Origin of the sequence: Streptomyces sp. NPDC086787 (assembly GCF_044745865.1) — a bacterium.
Classification (GTDB): domain Bacteria; phylum Actinomycetota; class Actinomycetes; order Streptomycetales; family Streptomycetaceae; genus Streptomyces.
In genome coordinates this window covers 163,856-184,608 of the sequence record NZ_JBIVBC010000005.1, presented here as the reverse complement: position 1 = coordinate 184,608, position 20,753 = coordinate 163,856, and the positions used below count along the sequence as shown (strand labels likewise).

Annotated in this window: 17 protein-coding genes; 6 read left to right on the top strand and 11 right to left on the bottom strand. The window is 71.8% G+C overall.

Annotated features, from left to right (window positions below; genetic code table 11):
* Positions 1-25: 25 nt before the first annotated feature.
* From ACIPK3_RS15120 to ACIPK3_RS15080, 9 genes are all read right to left on the bottom strand, one after another.
* The gene (locus tag ACIPK3_RS15120) at positions 26-1,186 is read right to left on the bottom strand and encodes an acyl-CoA dehydrogenase family protein (RefSeq protein ID WP_402569762.1); all 1,161 of its coding nucleotides are present in this window, start codon (positions 1,184-1,186) and stop codon (positions 26-28) included.
* An 8-nt stretch (positions 1,187-1,194) separates the two neighbouring features.
* On the bottom strand, positions 1,195-3,090 hold the full coding sequence (locus tag ACIPK3_RS15115; protein WP_402569760.1) for a biotin carboxylase N-terminal domain-containing protein: 1,896 nt from the start codon (positions 3,088-3,090) through the stop codon (positions 1,195-1,197).
* A gap of 5 nt (positions 3,091-3,095) precedes the next feature.
* Entirely contained in the window at positions 3,096-4,694 is a 1,599-nt protein-coding gene (locus ACIPK3_RS15110; protein WP_402569758.1) for an acyl-CoA carboxylase subunit beta, read from the bottom strand.
* Positions 4,691-6,412, bottom strand: coding sequence for an acyclic terpene utilization AtuA family protein (locus tag ACIPK3_RS15105; RefSeq protein WP_402569757.1), 1,722 nt, complete (start codon positions 6,410-6,412; stop codon positions 4,691-4,693). Before ACIPK3_RS15105 ends, ACIPK3_RS15110 begins: the two co-directional genes overlap by 4 nt.
* Entirely contained in the window at positions 6,409-7,203 is a 795-nt protein-coding gene (locus tag ACIPK3_RS15100) for a TIGR03084 family metal-binding protein (RefSeq protein ID WP_402569755.1), read from the bottom strand. Before ACIPK3_RS15100 ends, ACIPK3_RS15105 begins: the two co-directional genes overlap by 4 nt.
* Before the next feature lie 355 nt (positions 7,204-7,558).
* Positions 7,559-8,515: an EamA family transporter gene (locus tag ACIPK3_RS15095; protein ID WP_402569753.1), complete on the bottom strand. Its 957-nt coding sequence runs from the start codon at positions 8,513-8,515 to the stop codon at positions 7,559-7,561.
* A gap of 138 nt (positions 8,516-8,653) precedes the next feature.
* Entirely contained in the window at positions 8,654-10,579 is a 1,926-nt protein-coding gene (locus tag ACIPK3_RS15090; RefSeq protein WP_402569751.1) for an ABC transporter ATP-binding protein, read from the bottom strand.
* 173 nt (positions 10,580-10,752) lie between these two features.
* Positions 10,753-10,884: a hypothetical protein gene (locus tag ACIPK3_RS15085; RefSeq protein WP_402569749.1), complete on the bottom strand. Its 132-nt coding sequence runs from the start codon at positions 10,882-10,884 to the stop codon at positions 10,753-10,755.
* A gap of 108 nt (positions 10,885-10,992) precedes the next feature.
* Positions 10,993-13,923, bottom strand: a complete 2,931-nt coding sequence (locus tag ACIPK3_RS15080; RefSeq protein ID WP_402569747.1) for an FAD-binding and (Fe-S)-binding domain-containing protein — start codon at positions 13,921-13,923, stop codon at positions 10,993-10,995.
* Between the two features lie 156 nt (positions 13,924-14,079).
* On the opposite strand from ACIPK3_RS15080, the gene serC reads away from it, so the two are divergent.
* Positions 14,080-15,198: a phosphoserine transaminase gene (gene serC / locus ACIPK3_RS15075; protein ID WP_402569745.1), complete on the top strand. Its 1,119-nt coding sequence runs from the start codon at positions 14,080-14,082 to the stop codon at positions 15,196-15,198.
* A gap of 137 nt (positions 15,199-15,335) precedes the next feature.
* Positions 15,336-16,034, top strand: a complete 699-nt coding sequence (locus ACIPK3_RS15070) for a hypothetical protein (protein WP_402569743.1) — start codon at positions 15,336-15,338, stop codon at positions 16,032-16,034.
* 48 nt (positions 16,035-16,082) lie between these two features.
* On the opposite strand, the gene ACIPK3_RS15065 is transcribed toward ACIPK3_RS15070, so the two are convergent.
* Complete coding sequence (locus ACIPK3_RS15065) at positions 16,083-17,069, bottom strand: WD40 repeat domain-containing protein (RefSeq protein ID WP_402569741.1); 987 nt, start codon at positions 17,067-17,069, stop codon at positions 16,083-16,085.
* A gap of 100 nt (positions 17,070-17,169) precedes the next feature.
* Between ACIPK3_RS15065 and ACIPK3_RS15060 the strand changes: the two genes are divergently transcribed.
* The 3 genes from ACIPK3_RS15060 to ACIPK3_RS15050 all read left to right on the top strand — a co-directional run bounded on the left by ACIPK3_RS15060 (position 17,170) and on the right by ACIPK3_RS15050 (position 19,543).
* On the top strand, positions 17,170-17,850 hold the full coding sequence (locus ACIPK3_RS15060) for a GDSL-type esterase/lipase family protein (protein ID WP_402569739.1): 681 nt from the start codon (positions 17,170-17,172) through the stop codon (positions 17,848-17,850).
* 64 nt (positions 17,851-17,914) lie between these two features.
* Positions 17,915-18,502, top strand: coding sequence for a Uma2 family endonuclease (locus tag ACIPK3_RS15055; protein ID WP_402569737.1), 588 nt, complete (start codon positions 17,915-17,917; stop codon positions 18,500-18,502).
* 48 nt (positions 18,503-18,550) lie between these two features.
* Complete coding sequence (locus ACIPK3_RS15050; protein WP_402570190.1) at positions 18,551-19,543, top strand: aldo/keto reductase; 993 nt, start codon at positions 18,551-18,553, stop codon at positions 19,541-19,543.
* A gap of 174 nt (positions 19,544-19,717) precedes the next feature.
* On the opposite strand, the gene thpR is transcribed toward ACIPK3_RS15050, so the two are convergent.
* Positions 19,718-20,290 carry an RNA 2',3'-cyclic phosphodiesterase gene (thpR, locus tag ACIPK3_RS15045; protein WP_402569735.1) on the bottom strand — a complete coding sequence of 191 codons (573 nt, stop codon included), beginning with the start codon at positions 20,288-20,290 and terminating at the stop codon, positions 19,718-19,720.
* On the opposite strand from thpR, the gene ACIPK3_RS15040 reads away from it, so the two are divergent.
* Complete coding sequence (locus ACIPK3_RS15040) at positions 20,289-20,747, top strand: Uma2 family endonuclease (RefSeq protein ID WP_402569733.1); 459 nt, start codon at positions 20,289-20,291, stop codon at positions 20,745-20,747. The genes thpR and ACIPK3_RS15040 overlap by 2 nt on opposite strands.
* The last annotated feature ends 6 nt before the right edge of the window (positions 20,748-20,753 follow it).

Genomic DNA, 20,753 nt, shown 5'->3' with positions numbered 1-20,753 from the left:
CGCGACTGGCACAACGCTGTGCTGATCAGTACGACTTGGGCAGACCCAGGGTCTGGTGGGAGACGTAGTTCAGAATCATCTCCCGGCTCACCGGTGCGATACGAGCCACGCGCGAGCCCGTTATCAGCGAGGCCAGGCCGAACTCACGGGTGAGGCCGTTGCCGCCGAGGGTGTGCACGGACTGGTCGACGGCCTTCACGCAGGCCTCGGCGGCCGCGTACTTGGCCATGTTGGCGGCCTCGCCCGCGCCGATGTCGTCCCCGGCGTCGTAGAGGTGGGCGGCCTTCTGCATCATCAGGCGGGCGAGTTCGAGGTCGATGTGCGCCGTGGCGAGGGGGTGCGCGATGGCCTGGTGGGCGCCGATGGGGGTCTTCCAGACGCTGCGGTCGCGGGCGTAGTCGATGGCCTTGGCGAGCGCGTAGCGGCCCATGCCGATCGCGAAGGCGGCGGTCATGATGCGCTCGGGGTTGAGCCCGGCGAACAGCTGGAGGAGGCCGGCGTCCTCGTCGCCGACGAGCGCGTCCGCGGGCAGCCGGACATCGTCCAGAACGAGTTCGAACTGCTTCTCCGCCGCGTTGAGTTCCATCTCGATGGGGTTCCGCTGGAAACCCTCGGCGTCGGTCGGCACGATGAACAGACAGGGCTTGAGGCGGCCGGTGCGGGCGTCCTCGGTACGGCCGACGATCAGCACGGCGTCCGCGATGTCGACGCCCGAGATGAACACCTTGCGGCCGGTGAGCAGCCAGTCGGCGCCGTCCCGGCGGGCGGTGGTGGTGATGCGGTGGCTGTTGGACCCGGCGTCCGGCTCGGTGATGCCGAAGGCCATGGTCCGCGAGCCGTCGGCCAGTCCGGGCAGCCAGGCGCGCTTCTGCTCCTCGGTGCCGAAGCGGGCTATGACCGTTCCGCAGATGGCGGGCGAGACGACGAGCATGAGCAGCGGCGAACCGGCGGCGCCCAACTCCTCCAGGACTATGGACAGTTCGGTGATGCCTCCGCCGCCGCCCCCGTACTCCTCGGGCAGGTTGACGCCGAGGTAGCCGAGCTTGCCGGCCTCGGCCCAGAGTTCGACGGGGTGCCGGCCCTCGGCGACGGTGCGGGTGATGTATTCGCGGCCGTACCGCTTGCCGAGGGCGGCGACCGCGGCGCGGAGGGCTTTGTGCTCTTCGGTTTCCATGACGGAGGTCATAAGGGCTCCTAGGCCTGGGAAGAGTTGTCCTGCGATTCCTGCGTGACCTGCGTGTCCTGCGACTCCTGGACGACGGCGAGCAACGTGCCGGGCTCCACCTGCTGTCCGGGCGTGACGTGCAGGGTGCTGAGCGTTCCGGCGACCGGCGCGGAGATCTGGTGCTGCATCTTCATCGCCTCCAGCCAGATCAGCGGCTGCCCGGCACGGACGGCGGCGCCCTCGGCCAGCCCCTCGGCGACACGGACGACCGTGCCCGGCATCGGGGCCAGCAGGGAGCCGGGGGCGATCTGCGCGGCCGGGTCGGGGAAGCGGGGCAGGGCGGTGAGCGCGGTGGCGTTGACGTACACCTGGTCGCCGTACCGCGCCACGTCGAACTTCCGCCGTACACCGTCCACTTCGAGTACGACGAGACGCGCGTCCGCGTGCACGACGCGCACCCCGTCGGCCGCCGCGGCGAGGCCCTCCCGGGTGTGCCGGTAGCGGGCCTCGTGCTCCTCGCCCGCCATGAGATAGCGCTTCGTCTGCGGCTGCGAGGACAGGTTGCGCCAGCCGCCGAACCGGGAACGGCCGTGTGCGTCGGCGAGGGCCGCGGCGAGCGGGGCGTACGGCTCGGGGGCCGCCGCGGTCAGCCCGGTGAGGTGACGGTCGTAGAAGCCGGTGTCCATCCGGCCGTCCGTGAACTCGGCGTGCCGCAGCGAGCGCACCAGCAGCTCACGGTTGGTGACCGGGCCGTGCACCTCGGCCCGCTCCAGCGCGCCGGATAGCTTGCGGAGCGCCTCCGCGCGGGTGGGTGCGTGGGCCACCACCTTGGCGAGCATCGGGTCGTAGTGGACGCCGATGCCGTCGCCGTCGGTGTAGCCGGTGTCGAGCCGGATGCCGCCCGGTACGGCGAGCCGGTGCAGGATGCCGGTCTGCGGGGCCCAGTCGCGGGCCGGGTCCTCGGCGTAGAGGCGGGCCTCGACGGCGTGGCCGCGCGCGGGGGGCGGGTCGGCGGCGAGGGCCTGACCCTCGGCGATCCGGATCTGCTCGGCGACCAGGTCCACGCCGAACACGGCCTCCGTGACCGGGTGTTCGACCTGGAGGCGGGTGTTCATCTCCAGGAAGTGGGCCCTGCCGTCGGCGACGAGGAACTCGACGGTGCCCGCGCCGGTGTACTCGACGGAGCGAGCCGCGCGCACCGCCAACCGGTACAGCTCGTCGGTGAGTTCGGTGCCGAGCCCCGGCGCCGGGGCTTCCTCGACCACCTTCTGGTGGCGGCGCTGGAGGGAGCAGTCGCGGGTGCCGAGGGTCCAGACCGTGCCGTGGGTGTCGGCAAGGACCTGCACCTCGACATGCCGGCCGCGCTCCACGTACGGCTCGACGAACACCTCGCCGTCGCCGAAGGCGCTCGCGGCCTCGGCCCCGGCGGCCGTCAAGGCGGCTTCGAGCTCGCCGAGTTCGCGCACGATCCGCATGCCCCGGCCGCCGCCGCCGGCCGCCGCCTTCACCAGCACCGGCAGGTCCGACCCGGTGACCTCGCCGAGCGGCTCGATCCCCATCAGCTGCTTGGCGCGCGTCTTGGACGCCATCGCCTCGATCGCCTCCGGCGACGGCCCGATCCACACCAGGCCCGCGCCGAGCACGGCACGCGCGAAGTCGGCGTTCTCGGACAGGAAGCCGTACCCGGGGTGCACGGCGTCGGCGCCGGCGTCCAGGGCTGCCTTCACGATCAGGTCGCCGCGCAGATACGTCTCGGCGGGCGTCGCGCCCGGCAGCCGTACGGCCGCGTCGGCCTCGCGCGCGTGCAGGGCGTGCTCGTCGGCGTCGGAGTGCACGGCGACGGTACGGATGCCCAGCTCACGGCAGGTACGGAAGACACGGCAGGCGATCTCGCCGCGGTTGGCGACGAGCAAACTCGAAATCATGAGCCTCACATCCGGAAGACGCCGAACCCACCGCGCGCGCCCTCGTAGGGCGCCGTGTGGATGGCGGACAGGCAAAGTCCGAGGACGGTGCGGGTGTCCCGTGGGTCGATGACGCCGTCGTCGTACAGCCGCCCGGACAGGAACATCGGCAGCGACTCGGACTCGATCTGCTGCTCGACCATGGCGCGCAGCGCGGCGTCCGCGTCGTCGTCGTACGGCTGCCCCTTGGCGGCCGCCGACTGCCGGGCGACGATCGACAGCACACCGGCGAGCTGCTGCGGGCCCATGACGGCGGACTTGGCGCTGGGCCAGGCGAACAGGAACCGCGGGTCGTAGGCGCGGCCGCACATGCCGTAGTGACCGGCACCGTAGGAGGCGCCCATGAGGACGGACAGGTGGGGGACGCGACTGTTGCTGACGGCGTTGATCATCATCGCGCCGTGCTTGATGATGCCGCCCTGCTCGTACTCCCGGCCGACCATGTAGCCGGTGGTGTTGTGCAGGAACAGCAGCGGGATGTCCCGCTGGTTGGCCAGCTGGATGAACTGGGCGGCCTTCTGCGACTCCTCGCTGAACAGCACGCCCCGGGCGTTGGCGAGGATGCCGACCGGGTAGCCGTGCAGGCTCGCCCAGCCGGTCACCAGGCTCGTCCCGTACAGCGGCTTGAACTCGTCGAAGTCGGAGGCGTCCACGATCCGGGCGACGACCTCACGCGGGTCGAACGGCACCTTCAGGTCGCCCGGCACGATCCCGAGGAGCTCCTCCGGGTCGTACTTGGGCGGCGCCGCCGGACCCGGATCCGGGTACGCCTTGCGGTGGTTGAGCCGGGCGACCACGCGCCGCGCCTGCCGCAGCGCGTCCTGCTCGTCGACGGCGAAGTAGTCGGCGAGCCCGGACGTGCGCGCGTGCATCTCCGCGCCGCCCAGCGACTCGTCGTCGCTCTCCTCGCCGGTCGCCATCTTCACCAGCGGCGGACCGCCGAGGAACACCTTCGCGCGTTCCTTGACCATGATCACGTGGTCGGACATGCCGGGGACGTAGGCGCCGCCCGCCGTCGAGTTGCCGAAGACGACTGCGACGGTCGGGATGCCGGCGGCCGACAGCCGCGTCAGGTCCCGGAAGACGGCGCCCCCGGGGATGAAGATCTCCTTCTGGGAGGGCAGGTCGGCGCCGCCCGACTCCACCAGGCTGATGTGCGGCAGCCGGTTGGCGTGTGCGATCTCGTGCGCCCGCAGGGCCTTCTTCAGGCTCCACGGGTTGCTGGCACCGCCGCGCACGGTCGCGTCGTTGGCGGTGATCAGGCACTCGACGCCCTCGACCACCCCGATCCCGGCGACCACCGACGCGCCCACGGCGTACTCACTGCCCCAGGCGGCCAGCGGCGACAGTTCCAGGAACGGCGTGTCCGGGTCGAGGAGCAGTTCCACGCGCTCACGAGCCAGCAGCTTGCCGCGTTTGCGGTGCCGTTGCACATACTTCTCGCCGCCGCCCGCGAGCGCCTTGGTGTGCTCGGTCTCGAGGTCGGCGAGCTTGGCGAGCATGGCTTCGCGGTTCGCTCGGTAGTCCTGGCCGCCGGTGTCCAGGGTGGACGGAAGGACGGTCACAGCAGGGCCTCCGGTATGTCCAGGTGGCGGGAGCGCAGCCATTCGCCGAGGGCCTTGGCCTGCGGGTCGAAACGGTGCCGCGCGGCGACGCCCTCGCCGAGGATCCCCTCGACCACGAAGTTCAGGGCGCGGATGCCGGGGAGCAGATGGCGGGTCACCGGCAGCTCCGCCGTCTCGGGCAGGAGCTGCCGCAACCGCTCGGCGGTCAGCTCGTGGGCGAGCCACCGCCAGGCGTCGTCGTCGCGCACCCAGACACCGACGTTGGCGTTGCCGCCCTTGTCCCCGCTGCGGGCACCGGCGACCAGGCCGAGCGGGGCGCGGCGGGTGGGGCTCTGGGGCAGGGGCTCGGGCAGGGGTGGCTGGGGTACGTCTTCGAGTACGGCGGTGTCGTGCGGCGCGGTGACGGGGATCCGTCGGCCGTCGTCGAGTACGGCGAAGTGGCCGACGTCGGCCCGGGGGACGTACCGGGCCTCGAAGACGCCGTAGGGGTCGCCCTTCCCCGGCAGCGCGAGCACATGGAAGCCGGGGTAGCTGGCGAGCGCCAGCTCGATGGCGGCGCCGCTCAGCGCGCGTCCCACGACGCCCTGGTCGGGGTCGCGTACGACGAGCCGCAGCAGCGCGCTGGCCGTCTCCTCGGTGTCGGCGTCGGCCCGGTCGGTGCGGACCAGTTCCCACCCGACGTGGGCGGGGGCCGACTTGGCGAAGACGTCGGCCAGCTGCTCGCGCACCAGTGCGGCCTTGGCCTCGATGTCGAGGCCGGTGAGGACGAAGGTGACCTCGTTGCGGAAGCCGCCGAGCCGGTTGAGCCCGACCTTGAGGGTGGGCGGCGGAGCCTCGCCCCGCACCCCCTCGATCCGCACCCGGTCAGCCCCGTCCTGACTGAGCCGTACGGTGTCGAGGCGGGCGGTGACGTCGGGCCCCGCGTACCGGGCGCCGCCCGTCTCGTAGAGCAGCTGGGCGGTCACGGTCCCGACGCTCACGAAGCCGCCGGTGCCGGGGTGCTTGGTGATGACGCAGCTGCCGTCGGCGTGGACCTCGGCGAGGGGGAAGCCGGGACGGCGGATGTCACCCCTGGCTCCGCCCCCGCCCCCGCCCCCGGCTTCGGCTTCGGCTTCGGTGAAGAAGGAGTAGTTGCCGCCGGTGGCCTGGGTGCCGCACTCCAGTACGTGCCCGGCGACGACGGCACCCGCGAGCCGGTCGTACTCCCCCGGCTGCCAGCCGAAGTGGGCGGCGGCGGGCCCGGTGACCAGGGCCGCGTCGGTGACCCGTCCGGTGACCACGATGTCGGCGCCCGCCTTCAGGCACTCCGTGATCCCGAACCCGCCGAGGTAGGCGTGGGCGGCGAGGCTGCCTGGGTGCCGGGCGGTGAGGTCGTCGCCCTCGACATGGGCGACGCGTACCGGTATGCCGAGCCGGTCGGCGAGGGCGCGTACGGCGTCGGCGAGACCGGCGGGGTTGAGCCCGCCCGCGTTGGTGACGATCCGGACGCCCCGCTCGTGGGCGAGGCCGAGGCAGTCCTCCAGTTGCCGCAGGAAGGTGCGGGCGTATCCGGCGGAGGGGTCCTTCAGCCGGTCCCGGCCGAGGATCAGCATGGTCAGCTCGGCGAGGTAGTCGCCGGTGAGGACGTCGAGTTCGCCGCCGGTGAGCATCTCCCGCAGGGCGTCGAAGCGGTCGCCGTAGAAGCCGGAGGCGTTGGCTATGCGCAGCGGCCGGGTCACTCCCCGGCCCCCTTGGGGGTGCGCCCGGCGCCGGGCGGTCCGGCGAAGGCCTGGGCGATGTCGAGCCAGCGGTCGGCGTCGGGGCCCTCGGCGCGTACGGCGAGATCGGCACGGTGGGCGCGCTGGGTGACCAGCAGGCAGAAGTCGAGGGCGGGACCGGTGACACGCTGGGCGGCGTCCTCGGGGCCGTGGGCCCAGGTGTCGCCGGAGGGCGCCAGGACCTCGACGCGGAACGGGTCGGCCGGCGCCTGGAGTCCGCGCGCCGCGAAGGCGAAGTCCCGTGCGCGTACTCCGATGTGCACCACATGCCGGAGCCGGTCGGTGGGGGCGCGGACCACGCCGAGCGTGTCGGCGACGTCCTGGCCGTGGGCCCAGGTCTCCATCAGTCGGCCGGTGGCCACCGAAGCGGCCGACATGGGCGGCCCGTACCAGGGGAACCGCGCCCCGGGCGGGGCGGCACGCAGCGCCCCGTCGAGCGCGGCACGCCCCGCACGCCACCGTGCCAACAGCTCGGCGGGCGGCAGCTGGGCCCCCTCTTCGGCGCCGTCGTCCACGAAGGTGTCCGCCGAGGCGAGCGCCTTCTCCACCAGGGCGCGGAAGCCGTCGGCGTCGGTGACGGAGAGCAGGGCCGACTGATCGGTCCAGGCGAGGTGAGCGATCTGGTGCGCGACGGTCCACCGGGGAGCGGGCGTCGCCGACGCCCACCGCTCCGGGCTCAACTCGGCCACGAGCCGGTCGAGTTCTTCGCTTTCCTCACGCAGATCATCGAACACAGGCGTCGGATCGGACATGGGTGGGAGCATGGCAGCGCCACCAGAAACAATCAAGCGTGCTTGCATTGATTTTGGCTGCGAAAGTACGGCGGGGACCACGAAAGGCGCGAGCGGGGACTGTGGGAGGCAGGAGCTAAGGCCACGGAAGGCGTGAGGGGACTGTGGGAGGCGGGAGCGGGCGCCACAGAAGGCCCGGAGCGGGGGCCGCAGAGGCGCGAGCAGGGATACGGAAGGCGTGAGCGGGGGCCGCAGAAGGCCCGGAGCGGGGGCCGCAGAAGGCGCGAGCAGGGACTGCGGAAGGCCAACGCGGGAGCCGTGGAAGGCCGGAGCAGGGGCCGCGGGAGGCCGGAGCGGGGGCCGCGGGGGGTCGGCTTCAGCCCGTCGGAGTCTTTGGCAACCGGGCGCCCCGGCCCACCTGGGTTCGCACCGCGCCCATGCTCGCGCCGATGACCAGGGCGATCGCGGCCGCCTGGGTGGCGGAGAGGGTCTGGTCGAGGATCAGGAAGCCCGCCGCCGCGGCGAGAGCCGGTTCCAGGCTCATCAGGATGGCGAAGGTGGAGGCGGGGAGGTGGCGCAGGGCGAGGAGTTCGAGGGTGTAGGGGAGGACGGAGGAGAGGACCGCCACCGCGGAACCCAGGGCCACCGTCGTCGGGTTCAGCAGCTTGCCGCCCGACTCGGCGATCCCGAGCGGGAGGAACAGCAGCGCCGCCACCGCCATGGCGAGGGCCAGCCCGTCGGCCTGCGGGAAGCGCCGGCCGGTACGGGCACTGAAGACGATGTACGCCGCCCACATCGAGCCCGCCCCGAGCGCGAACGCGGCGCCCACCGGGTCCAGGTCGCCGAAGCCTCCGCCGCCGAGAAGGAAGACCCCGGCCAGGGCGAGGCCCGCCCAGAGGGCGTTGACCAGTCGGCGGGAGGCCAGCACCGAGAGGGCCAGCGGGCCCAGGACTTCCAGGGTGACGGCGGGACCGAGGGGGATACGGGCGACGGCCTCGTAGAAGAGGCCGTTCATCGCGCCCATGGTGATACCGAAGACGGCCACCGTGCCCCAGTCGGCCCGCGAGTGGCCGCGCAGCCGGGGGCGGCAGACCACCAGAAGGATCACCGCGGCCGCGAACAGCCGCAGGGTCACCACACCGAGTGCGCCGGTCCTGGGCATCAGGGTCACCGCGAGCGCCCCGCCGAACTGAACCGAGACACCACCGGCGAGAACCAGGCCGACCGGCCCCAGCGAGCCGAACCGGCTCGATGCGGACGCGGCTTCGGCCACGGGCGCGGGCGCGTGGGCCGACACGGGGGCGGATGTGGATGCAGGTGTGGGTGTGGTCACGACGGTCCAGATGCTCAGCTCAAGCGTTCGTTCAGCATGGTGCACTACTCAGTCCACAGTAGTGGACCCCGTCAGGTGTGTACACCTTTTTTGCGGCTGTACCGGATGGCGCCCCGGAGGCCGTCCCGGATACTGAGATCAGCCCGGTCGAGCGGCCCGGCCCTGTGCCGGCCGGGTCCATGTCCCGGCCGCAGCGTAGGCCTCGCGCTCGCTCCCGTATGCCGCCGGTATCGCCTCCTCCGTGAACAGCGGCAGCCGCAGTTCCGCCGTGTCCGTCACCGTGTTGTTCTGCGAGCGGTGCAGCCGGGAGTACGCCCCGCCGCGCGCCAGCAGTTCCTCGTGCCGGCCGGTCTCCACGACGCGGCCCCGGTCCACGACCAGGATGCGGTCGGCGTCGGGGGCGAGATTGAGGTCGTGGGTGATCATGATGGTCGTACGGCCCGCGGTCAGCCGGCGCAGCGGCTTCACGAATCTGCGTGCGGCCATCGCGTCCAGACCCGTGGTCGGCTCGTCCAGGACCAGCACCGGCGAGTCCCGCAGGATCGCGCGGGCGAGCGCCAGTCGCTGGAGCTGGCCGCCGGACAGCCGGGCCGAGTTGGGGTCGACCCGGGTGTCGTAGCCGTCGGGCAGCCGGGTGATGAACTCGTGGGCGTCGGCCGCCCTCGCCGCCTCGGTGATGGCCCGCTCACTGGCACCGGAGCGGCCGCAGGCTATGTTCGCGCGGATCGTGTCGTGCAGGACGAGGGTCTCCTGCGGCAGGAGTGTCACGTACTCGCGCAGCCGGGCCAGCGGGTAGTCCCGCAGCGGCACGCCGTCCAGGCGGATCTCCCCGCCGTCCGGGTCGTAGAAGCGCAGGAGCAGTTTCGACACCGTCGACTTGCCCGCGCCGCTCGGGCCGGTGATGATCACCAGCTCGCCCGGGGTGGCCGTGAAGGAGAGGCCCGACAGGGCGGTGCCGCCGATGCCGGGGTAGCCGAACGTCACGCCCCGGACCTCCAGGGTGCCGTCGGGACGGCCGGGCTCACGGCCGGGGCGGGGGGCGGGATCGGTGACCGAGGGCGGCACATCGAGTATCTCGATCAGCCGCTCCGCGCCCGCCGTGGCCGCGGTGACGGTGAGCCCGAGCTGGGCGAGACCGCGCACCGGCGGGTAGAGGTAGCCCAGGAAGGCGGAGAAGGCGAGGAGCTGGCCGAGGGTCATCCGGTCGGTGGAGATCTCCCAGGCCCCGATGCCGATCACCGCGAGCACACATACGGTCTCGATGACCTGCACCAGCTGTTCGTACGCCTCGTTGAGCCGCGCCGAGCGGACGGCGGCCCGGAACCAGGCGTTCGCCTCCACGTGCAGCCGCCGCCGCTCCGCGTCCCGGCGGTCGTACGCCTGAGTGAGCACGATGTTGCCGAGGGACTCCTCCACGACGGAGGTGATCGCGCCGTCGGCGACCCGGCCCGCGCGCGAGACCTCCCCGAGGGAGCCGGCGAAGCGGCGGGCCGCCAGCCAGAACAGGGGGGCGAGGACGAAGGTCGCGGCGGCCAGGTCCCAGCGCAGCCAGAAGGCGGCGCCCGCGTAGAACAGCGCACTGAAGACGGCCGAGGCGGCGCTCACGAACCCGGACACGACCATCGTCTCTATCGCCTCCACGTCGCTGGTCAGACGGGAGAGCAGATCGCCTTGCCGGTGTCTCTGGAAGAAGTGCGGGGGCAGCCGCTGCACATGGTCGAAGACCTGCTCGCGCAGCCGCATCACGAAGCGTTCCGTCACCCAGGCGGCGAGGGAGTTGCCCGCGTAACCGACGACCGCGCCGGCCACGGCGATGGCCAGCCACTTGCCGGCGGGGCTCCAGAACGCGTCGAGCGAACCCTTCTCCAGGGCGTTGTCGGTGAGGTCGCTGAAGAGCAGGATCGCCCCGGTCTCGGCGAGCGCGGCGAGCACCGTGCACAGCCAGACGAGCAGCAGCCAGTGGCGCAGACCTCTGGTCAGCGGCCAGAACCTGCGGAATGCGGTGCGCGCCGGAAGGGTCGGGGTGTCCTCGTATTCGAGCGCACCACCCTCATCCTTTTCCATTCGCATTCCCTCCACTCTCTCCATCCCCTCCACTTTTCCCCATTCCCTCGGCGCGTTCGTGAATTTCCAGGCATCCCTCGGACGGTGCTCCCGTCACAGGAAAGGGGGCCGACGGTGCGCCGTCGGCCCCCTTTCACCTGGCCTTGCCGGGGGCGCCCTGTCAGGCTCCCCGGTCAGGCTCCCTTGCCGTGGTGCGGCTTGGGCAGCGGCTTTCCGTGGTGCTTCTTCCTGGGCTTCGCCGGGGGCGGCGGGGGAAGGTGCTTCTTCGGTTTCGGGGGCAGCGGGGCGAGCTTCCTGAGGCTCATTTTACGACTCCTTCGTTGGCATTACTCATTGCGGTAGTGAATTCCGCGTCCGGAACCCGACATCAAAAAACCTACACCCCCCGCAACCACCGGAACGCCGGAATCCCCTTAGAGCTGCTGTGAATTCCCTTGGATTTGCTGAGAATTCTTTCCGTAGCCTGAGAGCGCCTCGGCGAGCACCTCGGCCAGGTGGCGCCCCCGCACTCCGGCCAGCTGTTCCAGCTGGGTTCGGCAGGAGTACCCGTCCGCCAGGACCACCGTGTCTTCGGCCGCCTCGCGCACGGCGGGCAGCAGTTGCTCCTCCGCGCAGGCCGAGGACACCTCGAAGTGGCCGCGCTCGAAGCCGAAGTTCCCCGCGAGTCCGCAGCAGCCGCCGGCCAGCTCACCGGTGAGACCGGCCGCCTCGCGCAGTCTGCGGTCGGGGGCGTCGCCGAGGACCGCGTGCTGGTGGCAGTGGGTCTGACCGGTCACGGGGCGGGCCACCGCCGGTGGGCTCCAGTCGGGCGCATACCGCTCCAGGGCCTGCGCGAAGGTGACCACCGCCGACGCCAGCCGGGCCGCACGCGGATCGTCGGGCAGCAGCTCGGGCAGGTCGGTGCGCAGCGCCGCCGCGCAGCTGGGCTCCAGGACGACGACGGGCGTGGGGGTGGAGGCGGGGACGGGGGCAGCGGTGCCGGTGACAGCGGTGGCTGTGGTGCTCAGCGCCGACTCCATGATGTCGAGGGTGCGGCGCATGACCTCGCGGGCGCGGTCCAGCTGACCGGTCGAGACATAGGTCAGCCCGCAGCACACGCCCCGCCGCCCTCGCGGGGCCGGCGGCGGCAGCGTCACCCCGACCCCGGCCGCCTCCAATACCCGCACGGCGGCCCGGCCCACCTCCGGCGAGAGGTACTCGGTGAAGGTGTCCGGCCACAACACGACCGGCCCGTCCCGGCCGATCGCGTCGCCATCGCCGTCACCGCCACCGTCGCCCGCGAAGCCTCCGCCTCTACCGCGCCACCACCGGCTGAACGTCTCCGTCGCCAGGCGGGGAATCTCCCTCTCCGGGGCGAGCCCCGCCAGCCGCATGGCGGCCCGTGCCAGTAGCCGTACCGCGGCGAGGGTGTTGAGGGGCCGGGCCGTGTGGGTGCGGGCCGCCCAGTCGAGCCAGCTGGGCAGTCGGCCGAGCGTGTAGTGGGCGGCGGGGCGCAGTCGGCCCTGGTAGTGGTGGTGCAGGAACTCCGCCTTGTAGGTGGCCATGTCGACCCCGACCGGGCAGTCGGAGCGGCAGCCCTTGCAGGACAGGCACAGGTCCAGCGCGTCCCGGACCTCGGGCGAGCGCCAGCCGTCCGTCACCAGCTCACCGGCGAGCATCTCGTGCAGGAGCCGGGCGCGGCCGCGCGTGGAGTGCTGTTCCTCGCCGGTGACCCGGAAGGAGGGGCACATGACGGCGGGCCCGGACACGGTCGTCGTACGGCACTTGGCGACCCCCACGCACCGGCGGACCGCCGCCGAGAAGTCACCGCCGTCGGCCGGGTAGCCGAAGGCGACGTCGATCGGGTGGCGGGGCAGCACGGCGAAGCGGAGGCCGACGTCGAGCGGTGCCGGGTCGACCAGCATGCCGGGGTTGAGCAGGCCGTCCGGGTCCCACACGGCCTTGGCGCGCTCGAACAGGGCGACCATCTCCGCGCCGTACATCCTCGGCAGCAGCTCCGCACGGGCCTGGCCGTCCCCGTGCTCCCCGGACAGTGAGCCGCCGTGCGCGACCACCAGGTCGGCCTGCTCCTCGGAGAAGCGGCGGAAGCGGCGGACGCCCGCGTCGGTCATCAGGTCGAAGTCGATGCGGATGTGCACGCAACCGTCGCCGAAGTGGCCGTACGGCGTACCGCGCAGTCCGTGCGCGGACAGCAGTGCCCGGAAGTCCCGCAGATAGGCGCCGAGCCGGGCGGGCGGCACCGCGCAGTCCTCCCAGCCGGGCCAGGCCTCTGTGCCGTCGGGCAGCCTGGTCGCGGTGCCGCTGGCGTCCTCGCGGAGGCGCCACAGGGTCCGCTGGGCGGCGTCCTCCGTCACCACCAGCGCGTCCACCACGTCGGCCGCGCGGACGATCGCCTCCGCACGCGCGCGTGCCTCCCCCGCCGACTCCCCGCCGGTCTCCGCGAACAGCCAGGCACCGCCCCGGGGCAGCCCCACCGGGTCCGGCACCAGGTCGGCAGCCATGCCCTCCACGGTGAGCGGGCCGTGCGGCAGCAGCCCGACGGCGGCTTCGGCGGCCGCGCTCTCGTCCGCATAGCCCAGTACGGCCAGGGCGCGGGCGCGGGGTGTCTCCACGAGCCGTACGACCGCCTCCGTGAGGATGCCGAGGGTGCCCTCCGAGCCGCAGAGGGAGCGGGCGACGTCCGCGTGTTTCTCGGGAAGCAGGGCGTCCAGCGCATAGCCGGAGATGCGGCGGGGCAGGTCGGGAAGGCCGGTGCGCAGCCGGGCCCGCTCGGCCGCCACCAGTTCTCGCAGGCCCGGCGGGGCTCCCGCCCAGTCCCGGCCGGGCCGCAGCCGCTCTCCGCGCGCGGTGATCACGGCCAGTTCCCGCACGTTGTCGGCGGTCGTCCCCCAGGCCACCGAGTGCGAGCCGCACGAGTTGTTGCCGATCATCCCGCCGAGCGTGCACCGGCCGTGCGTCGAGGGATCGGGGCCGAAGCGCAGGCCGTGCGGGGCGGCGGCCTCCTGGAGCCGGTCGAGGACCAGACCCGGTTGCACGACCGCCGTGCGGGCGGCGGGGTCCAGCGTGAGCAGCCGGTTCATGTGCCGGGTGAAGTCCAGCACCACGCCCGTGCCGGTGGCCTGTCCCGCGATCGAGGTGCCGCCACCTCGTGGCACCACCGGCACCCCGCGTTCCCGGCACACCTCCAGCGTCGCGGCCACGTCGTCAACATCCCGTGGCGACACCACCCCCAGTGGGACGCGCCGGTAGTTCGAGGCGTCCATGGTCACCAGCGCCCGGGACGTGACATCGAAAGCGACCTCACCCCGGACGGCCCTCCGCAGCTCCGCCGCCAGATCCGTCATGCGTCCAGGATGCATCCGCTCACGCAGAGTCACATCGAGTTGTCCACAGCCCCACCCATTTCGTCGTACGACTCAACAAGTCCATCGCTTGGCGATCTTGTCTCATCGGACGGACACGGCGCCGTCCGGCTCCGCCCAGCCGATACCCTCCGACTCGTGGCTGAGATCCAGATTCCCGCTGACATCAAGCCCGCCGACGGTCGATTCGGCGCGGGCCCCTCCAAGGTGCGGACGGAGGCGCTGGACGCGCTGGCCGCCACCGGTACGTCCCTGCTGGGCACCTCTCACCGCCAGGCCCCGGTCAAGAACCTGGTCGGCAGGGTCCGTGAGGGCATCTCCGAGCTGTTCTCGCTGCCCGAGGGCTACGAGGTCGTCCTCGGCAACGGCGGCTCCACCGCCTTCTGGGACATCGCGACGCACGGACTGATCGAGAACAAGTCCCAGCACCTCACGTTCGGCGAGTTCTCCTCCAAGTTCGCCAAGGCCGCGAAGCTCGCGCCGTGGCTGGCCGAGCCCACCGTCGTCTCCACCGACCCGGGCACCCACCCCGAGCCGCGGGCGGAGGCGGGCACCGACGTCTACGCCTTCACCCACAACGAGACCTCCACCGGTGTCGCCATGCCCATCAAGCGGGTGGCGGGCGCCGACGAGAACGCGCTCGTCCTCGTGGACGCCACCTCCGGCGCGGGCGGCCTCCCGGTCGACATCGCCGAGACCGACGTCTACTACTTCGCCCCGCAGAAGTCCTTCGCCTCCGACGGCGGCCTGTGGATCGGCGTCTTCTCCCCGGCCGCGATCGAGCGCGCCGAGCGCGTCCACGCGTCCGGCCGGCACATCCCGGAGTTCTTCAGCCTGCCGACTGCGATCGACAACTCCCGCAAGAACCAGACGTACAACACCCCGGCCCTGGCCACCCTGTTCCTGCTGAACGAGCAGCTGGAGTGGCTGAACGGCCAGGGCGGCCTCTCCTTCGCCACCGGCCGCACGAAGGACTCCTCGACCCGCCTGTACACCTGGGCGGAGGAGTCCAAGTACGCCACCCCGTTCGTCACCGACCCGGCCAAGCGCTCGCAGGTCATCGGCACGATCGACTTCGCCGACGAGATCGACGCGGCGGCCGTCGCCAAGGTGCTGCGCGCCAACGGCGTCGTCGACACCGACCCCTACCGCAAACTCGGCCGCAACCAGCTGCGCGTCGCGATGTTCCCGGCGATCGACCCGGCGGACGTCGAGGCGCTGACGGCGTGCGTGGACTACGTGATCGAGAAGCTGTAACCACTCGTCCCACGACCCCGAGGGGCGTCCGGTACACGCCGGGCGCCCTTCGCGTGTGCGGATATCTCCGGCGACAGGTGACAATTGGTGCCGACGAGGAGTTCCTTCGTACCGAAGGCCGAAGGAGGGGTGCCGTCATGCCGACCGCGCTCGCACACCACCGCCGCCGCTCGCTCCTGGCCGCCTCGCTGCTCCTGGGCACCCTGGGCGTCGGCGCCACCGGCGCCACCAGCACCCCGGCCGCCAACCCGGACGCCCGCTACGCGGGCCGGGCCGTGGCCGTCGGCCAGGACATGGTGGCCGTCCTGCGCGACGATCCGCGCGCGGGTGGCCCCGAGGCGTGGATTCGTGCCGTGTCGCCGCGCTGGCGGCCGGGTGACGCCTACATGTACCGCGTCCTGGCCTCGCTGGACCGCGTCCATGCCACGGCGAAGGAGCGCGGTCTCACCCTGACCCTGACGGGTACGGACGGATCCGCGCCCGCGCTCCGGGTGACCGGCGCCAGGAGTGGGGCGCGCACCTTCCCGCTCCCGGAGACCGGCACACCCGACGCGCGGGGCTGCACCATCACCGAGGAGCACGACATCGGGGCCGGAACCGTCGCCGTACTGAGCAACGGCCCGGACGGCCCGGTCGCCTTCTTCAAGAACGCGGGTGACGGCACGCGCGTCGGCGGCACCCTCGACCGGGCGCATCCCGCGCTGCCGGAGAGCGCGGGCTTCGAAGCCCGCATCATCGATCCGGACGGCACGTCCCCCAAGCTCCGGACCACCACGGAGGGCGGCGGCCACCCGGCGGACACGACGGCCTTCCCGGCCCCCGGCTGCGTGAAGTAGTCCGCTGACGGCAACGCGGGCGGGGCCGGGAGGGGCAGCTGCGAGGGGTCAGGTGCGGGGGCCCCGGCGGAGCCGCCGCAGGCCGAAGAACGCGACCGCGACCACGGCCACCGCTATGGCGCCGTTCCTGAGTACGCCGTCGCCGCCGTCGTCCCCGCCGCTGCCGGACGCCGATGAACTCCCGTTCTTCGAAGGCGACGTGGCGGATCCGCCGCCCCCTGGCGCGTCCTTGGCCACCACCGTGCTGTCGGTGCCCTCGCTGCCGTACATGAGCTTGCTGCCGTCGGCGGAGTAGGTGATCGACTCGCCCTGGCCCTGGAGCGGGACCTCCAGTCGTTCCTTGCGTTCGATCCGGCCGCCGTTCCAGTCGTAGCGGATGCCGCCGAAGTAGCCGCGCACGGCGAGTTGCGTGCCGTTGGGCGAGAACGCGGCGTCGGTGGCCCACAGGTCGACGGGGGCGACGGGCTTGAAGGTGTTGGAGCCGGACGTGGAGAGTTTCGCCGGGCCCTCGTAGAGGTGTCCGCCGTCCTCATCCTTGTCGATGATGTAGACGCGCCCGGTCTTCGGGTGCACGACCATCGACTCGGCGTTGCGGGGGCCGTCCGCGTACTTGACGACGTACTGCGTGGCCTTGACGGTCTGGTCCTTCAGTTCCTTCGGCTCGGGCAGCCGGTAGATCCACACGTAGGGCCACTTGCCGTCGTAGTTGTCACCGATGTCGCCGACGTAGATCTGGTTGTCCGGCCCGATGGAGATGGCCTCCACGTCGCGCGGGGCGCCGACCCCGCGCAGGGTCACCCGGGCGACGGTCTTCCCGGTGCCGCTGTCCACGGCGTAGATGTACGGGCCGTCGTTGCTGTCGTTGTGCGTCCAGTAGATGCCGGGGTGGAGATGGGAGGCGGCCAGGCCGCTCGACTCGGTGATCCTCGGGTCCTTGATCGTGAACCCTTCGTCACCTCCGCCGTCGGCGGACGCGGGCACGGCGAGGACGCCTGTGAGCAGGGCTCCGGCAAGGAGGGCGAGGGTACGGCGCATACCTCCAAGCCTGCCATCCCGCGCGGGCGTTCACCGGGCGTGGTGGGCCTCACACGAACCTCACACCCCACGCACCTCCGTGATCGTCCATCATGAGCGGATGCTCAGGTTCATGCCCGTAGGCGACTCCATGACGATCGGGAGCGCGGGCGAGCACACGTGGCGTTACCGCTTGTGGCGGCACCTGTGCGAGTCGTACGGCGGTCCGTTCACGTTCGTGGGCCCGCGCGAGCATCTGTACGACAAGACGACCGAGGCGCCCACGTCGGAGGCGTACGCCGAGCCCGGCTTCCCCCGCGGCCACCTGGCCGGCTGGGGCGAGGGCTGGATGCACATGGCCCCGCTCATCGAGGACGCGGTACGGCGGCACCGGCCCGACGTGCTGCTGGTCTCCCTCGGCCTCATCGACCTGGGCTTCTACACCAACGCCGAACAGACCGCGGACAACGTACGGTCCTTCGTCGCGGCCGCCCGCGCGGGCGGGCCGCGCATCCGCATGGTGGTGCTGCCGGTGATCCCGAACATCCGCGCCGCCGCCGACGCGCCCTTCGCCGAGCAGGTGGACGGCTTCAACGTGCTGCTCGCCAAGGCGATCGCCGACCTGGACGAACCCCGGTCACCGATCCTGCTGGCCTCGACACCGCGCTCGTACGACCTCCAGCGCGACACCTACGACGGCACCCACCCCAGCGCGAGCGGCGAACACAAGATCGCGGCAACCTTCGCGGAGGCGATGTGGCAGGCGTGGGGGCTCGGCGCGGAGTATCCCGAGTCCCGGTGACCGTGCGTATCGTTGTACTGCGCGGCTGTGCCTGTTCGTGGGACGGCCGGGGAGGAGCGCCACGATGACCGTCCTGGAGGACAGGATCGAGATGGCCGACGCCGACACCATGGGTCTGGACGAGTGGTTCGAACGTCTTGAGCGCATGCCCGTCCCCGAAGGATTCCGGGTCGAGATCGTCGGGGGCAACGTTTACATGACGCCGCAGCGGAACACGCACTGGCAGATCATTCGCCGGATCCTGCGGGCCCTCGAAAACAGGTTCGGCGAGGACGCCATCCTTTGCTCGGACGTCCGTATCGACTTCCCCGGGCACAAGAACGGCTTCTGCCCCGACGTCGTCAAGCTCAGCGACTCGGCGGAGGAGGACGACAGGGGCCGCTGGCGCTACCAGGACGTCGAATTCGCCGCCGAGGTCATCTCCGCGGGCACGGCGCCCAACGACTACGGCCCGAAGAAGACCGCGTACGCGGTCGCTGAGATCCCCGTCTACATCGTCGTGGATCCCTACCAGGGACGGTGCTACGTCTACACCGACCCCAAGGACAGCGACTACGCCACGATGACGAGGGTGGAGTTCGGTACGGACATCGACCTCACCGGCACCGTCGTCGACCTCGTCCTCAAGACGGACAAGTTCCCCCGCGACTGACCCCCTCCCCTTGCCTGGAGCGCACTCCAAGTCGTTGGCTGGATGACCATGGAGTACACGCAGCTCGGACGCACGGGACTCAAGGTCAGCCGACTCGTCCTCGGCACCATGAACTTCGGCCCGCAGACCGACGAGGCCGGCAGTCACGCGATCATGGACGCGGCCCTGGACGCGGGTATCAACTTCTTCGACACCGCCAATGTGTACGGCTGGGGCGAGAACAAGGGCCGTACGGAATCGATCATCGGGAACTGGCTCGCCAAGGGCGGTGACCGGCGAGACAGGGTCGTGCTCGCCACCAAGGTCTACGCCAACATGGCGCCGGACGGGCAGTCGGCCTGGCCCAACCACGACAAGCTGTCCGCCCTCAACATCCGCAGGGCGGTCGACGCCAGCCTGAAGCGGCTGCGGACGGACCACATCGACCTGTACCAGTTCCACCACGTCGACCGGCAGACGCCGTTCGAGGAGATCTGGCAGGCCATCGACGTGCTCGTACAGCAGGGCAAGATCCTCTACGCGGGTTCCAGCAACTTCCCCGGCTACAAGATCGCCCAGGCGAACGAGACCGCGGCGCGCCGGGGCTCGTACGGGCTGGTCAGCGAGCAGTGCCTCTACAACCTCGCGGAGCGCCGCGCCGAGATGGAGGTCGTCCCGGCCGCGCGGGAGTACGGGCTGGGGGTCATCCCCTGGTCGCCGCTGCACGGCGGGCTGCTCGGCGGGGTGATCAAGAAGGAGGCCGAGGGCGGCCGCCGGGCGAGCGGCCGGGCCGCCGACTCCCTCGCGAGCAGCACCATCCGCGCCCAGGTCCAGGCGTACGAGGACCTGCTCGACAAGCACGGCCTGGAACCCGGCGAGACCGCCCTGGCCTGGCTGCTCACCCGGCCCGGAGTGACCGGCCCGATCGTCGGTCCGCGCACCCCGGAACAGCTGGAGTCGGCGCTCAGGGCCGTGGAGCTGGAGCTGCCGCAGGAAGTGCTGGCGGGACTGGACGAGATCTTCCCGGGTCCGGGGCCGTCCCCGGAGGCCTTCGCCTGGTAGCCGCCGCGACCGCGGGTACGGCGGGCGGCGGACCGGATGCGGCCGCGGGCCGCGGCGTCGGCGGCCGGGGGGGGGCTACCTTCCGGCCGCCGCCGCCACCGCCACCACCACGAACATCAGCACAAGCGCACCGGCCATGATCCGGTTCCTGGTTTTCGGGTCCACGTGTCGAGCCTAACCGGCGCCACCGAGTGCCCAGCGGGCGACCGTCTCGTACCGGGGCTGCTCCCCCGGGATCCCGGACCTGGGCAGGTTGCTGCGCACCAGCGCAAGGTCGGTGACGGTCCAGGTGCGGCCGGTGAAACCGCGCAGGCCGTCCACGTACGGCCGCACGTCCACCGCGTCCCGGCTGCGTGCCACCGTCAGGTGGGCCTTGTAGCGCCGGTGCTCCTCCATCGGCACCCCGGCCTTGCGGGCCGCCGCCTCCGCCCGCTCCGCGAGCAGCCGCAGCGTCTCCAGGTCGCCCTCCGCCCCGGCCCACAGGGCCCGCCCGTGCCCGAACTGGCCACCGCCACAGACGGCCAGCGGAAAGGCGGCGGTACGGTGGGCCGCGCGCGCCAGCCGCTCCGACAGGTCCGGTACGAGGGCGTCGTCCACCTGGCCGTAGAACGCGAGCGTGAAGTGCCAGCCGGGGCGCCCGGTCCAGCGCAGCGCGTCCGCGCCGGGCAGCCCGCGCAGCACGGCCACCTCGGCCGCGAGCGCGTCGGCGACGTCCTCGGGGGGCAGCACGGCGGCGAAGAGTCTCATGGGGTCAGTGTCGCCGCCGCGCGGCCCGGGCGTCCCCGAATGGCCATGCGTATCGTTGTTGCGCGCCCGCTACCCGAAGCAGCGCCTCATGTCGGACATACGGATCGACTATCCGGGACACCTGAACGGTTTCGCGACCGACGTCAGCCTGATCGCCGAGGGCGCGGAGCTGGACGGGAAGGGCCGCTTTCACCATCGCGACGTGGAGTTCATCGCCGAGGTGATTTCCAAGGACACCGCGGCCAACGACTACGGCCCCAAGAAGACCGCCTACGCAATCGCCGAGGTCTCTGTCCACCTCGTCGCCGACCCGTACCAGGGCAGGTGTTTCCTCTACACCCATCCCAAGAACGGCGAGTACGCGACCGAGACGAAGATCCCATTCGGCGACGACATGGACCTGACGGACACGACAGTCGGTCTCGTCATCAAGACCGCCGAGTTCCCCCGCGACTGACCCCCG

Bases quoted from the DNA above. Each gene is read 5' to 3' on its own strand.
- ACIPK3_RS15120 (WP_402569762.1), bottom strand. From the start codon at position 1,186: ATGACCTCCGTCATGGAAACCGAAGAGCACAAAGCCCTCCGCGCCGCG.
- ACIPK3_RS15115 (WP_402569760.1), bottom strand. From the start codon at position 3,090: ATGATTTCGAGTTTGCTCGTCGCCAACCGCGGCGAGATCGCCTGCCGT.
- ACIPK3_RS15100 (WP_402569755.1), bottom strand. From the start codon at position 7,203: ATGTCCGATCCGACGCCTGTGTTCGATGATCTGCGTGAGGAAAGCGAA.
- ACIPK3_RS15090 (WP_402569751.1), bottom strand. From the start codon at position 10,579: ATGGAAAAGGATGAGGGTGGTGCGCTCGAATACGAGGACACCCCGACC.
- ACIPK3_RS15085 (WP_402569749.1), bottom strand. From the start codon at position 10,884: ATGAGCCTCAGGAAGCTCGCCCCGCTGCCCCCGAAACCGAAGAAGCAC.
- ACIPK3_RS15080 (WP_402569747.1), bottom strand. From the start codon at position 13,923: ATGACGGATCTGGCGGCGGAGCTGCGGAGGGCCGTCCGGGGTGAGGTC.
- ACIPK3_RS15070 (WP_402569743.1), top strand. From the start codon at position 15,336: ATGCCGACCGCGCTCGCACACCACCGCCGCCGCTCGCTCCTGGCCGCC.
- ACIPK3_RS15065 (WP_402569741.1), bottom strand. From the start codon at position 17,069: ATGCGCCGTACCCTCGCCCTCCTTGCCGGAGCCCTGCTCACAGGCGTC.
- ACIPK3_RS15060 (WP_402569739.1), top strand. From the start codon at position 17,170: ATGCTCAGGTTCATGCCCGTAGGCGACTCCATGACGATCGGGAGCGCG.
- ACIPK3_RS15055 (WP_402569737.1), top strand. From the start codon at position 17,915: ATGACCGTCCTGGAGGACAGGATCGAGATGGCCGACGCCGACACCATG.
- ACIPK3_RS15050 (WP_402570190.1), top strand. From the start codon at position 18,551: ATGGAGTACACGCAGCTCGGACGCACGGGACTCAAGGTCAGCCGACTC.
- ACIPK3_RS15040 (WP_402569733.1), top strand. From the start codon at position 20,289: ATGGGGTCAGTGTCGCCGCCGCGCGGCCCGGGCGTCCCCGAATGGCCA.
- thpR (WP_402569735.1), bottom strand. From the start codon at position 20,290: ATGAGACTCTTCGCCGCCGTGCTGCCCCCCGAGGACGTCGCCGACGCG.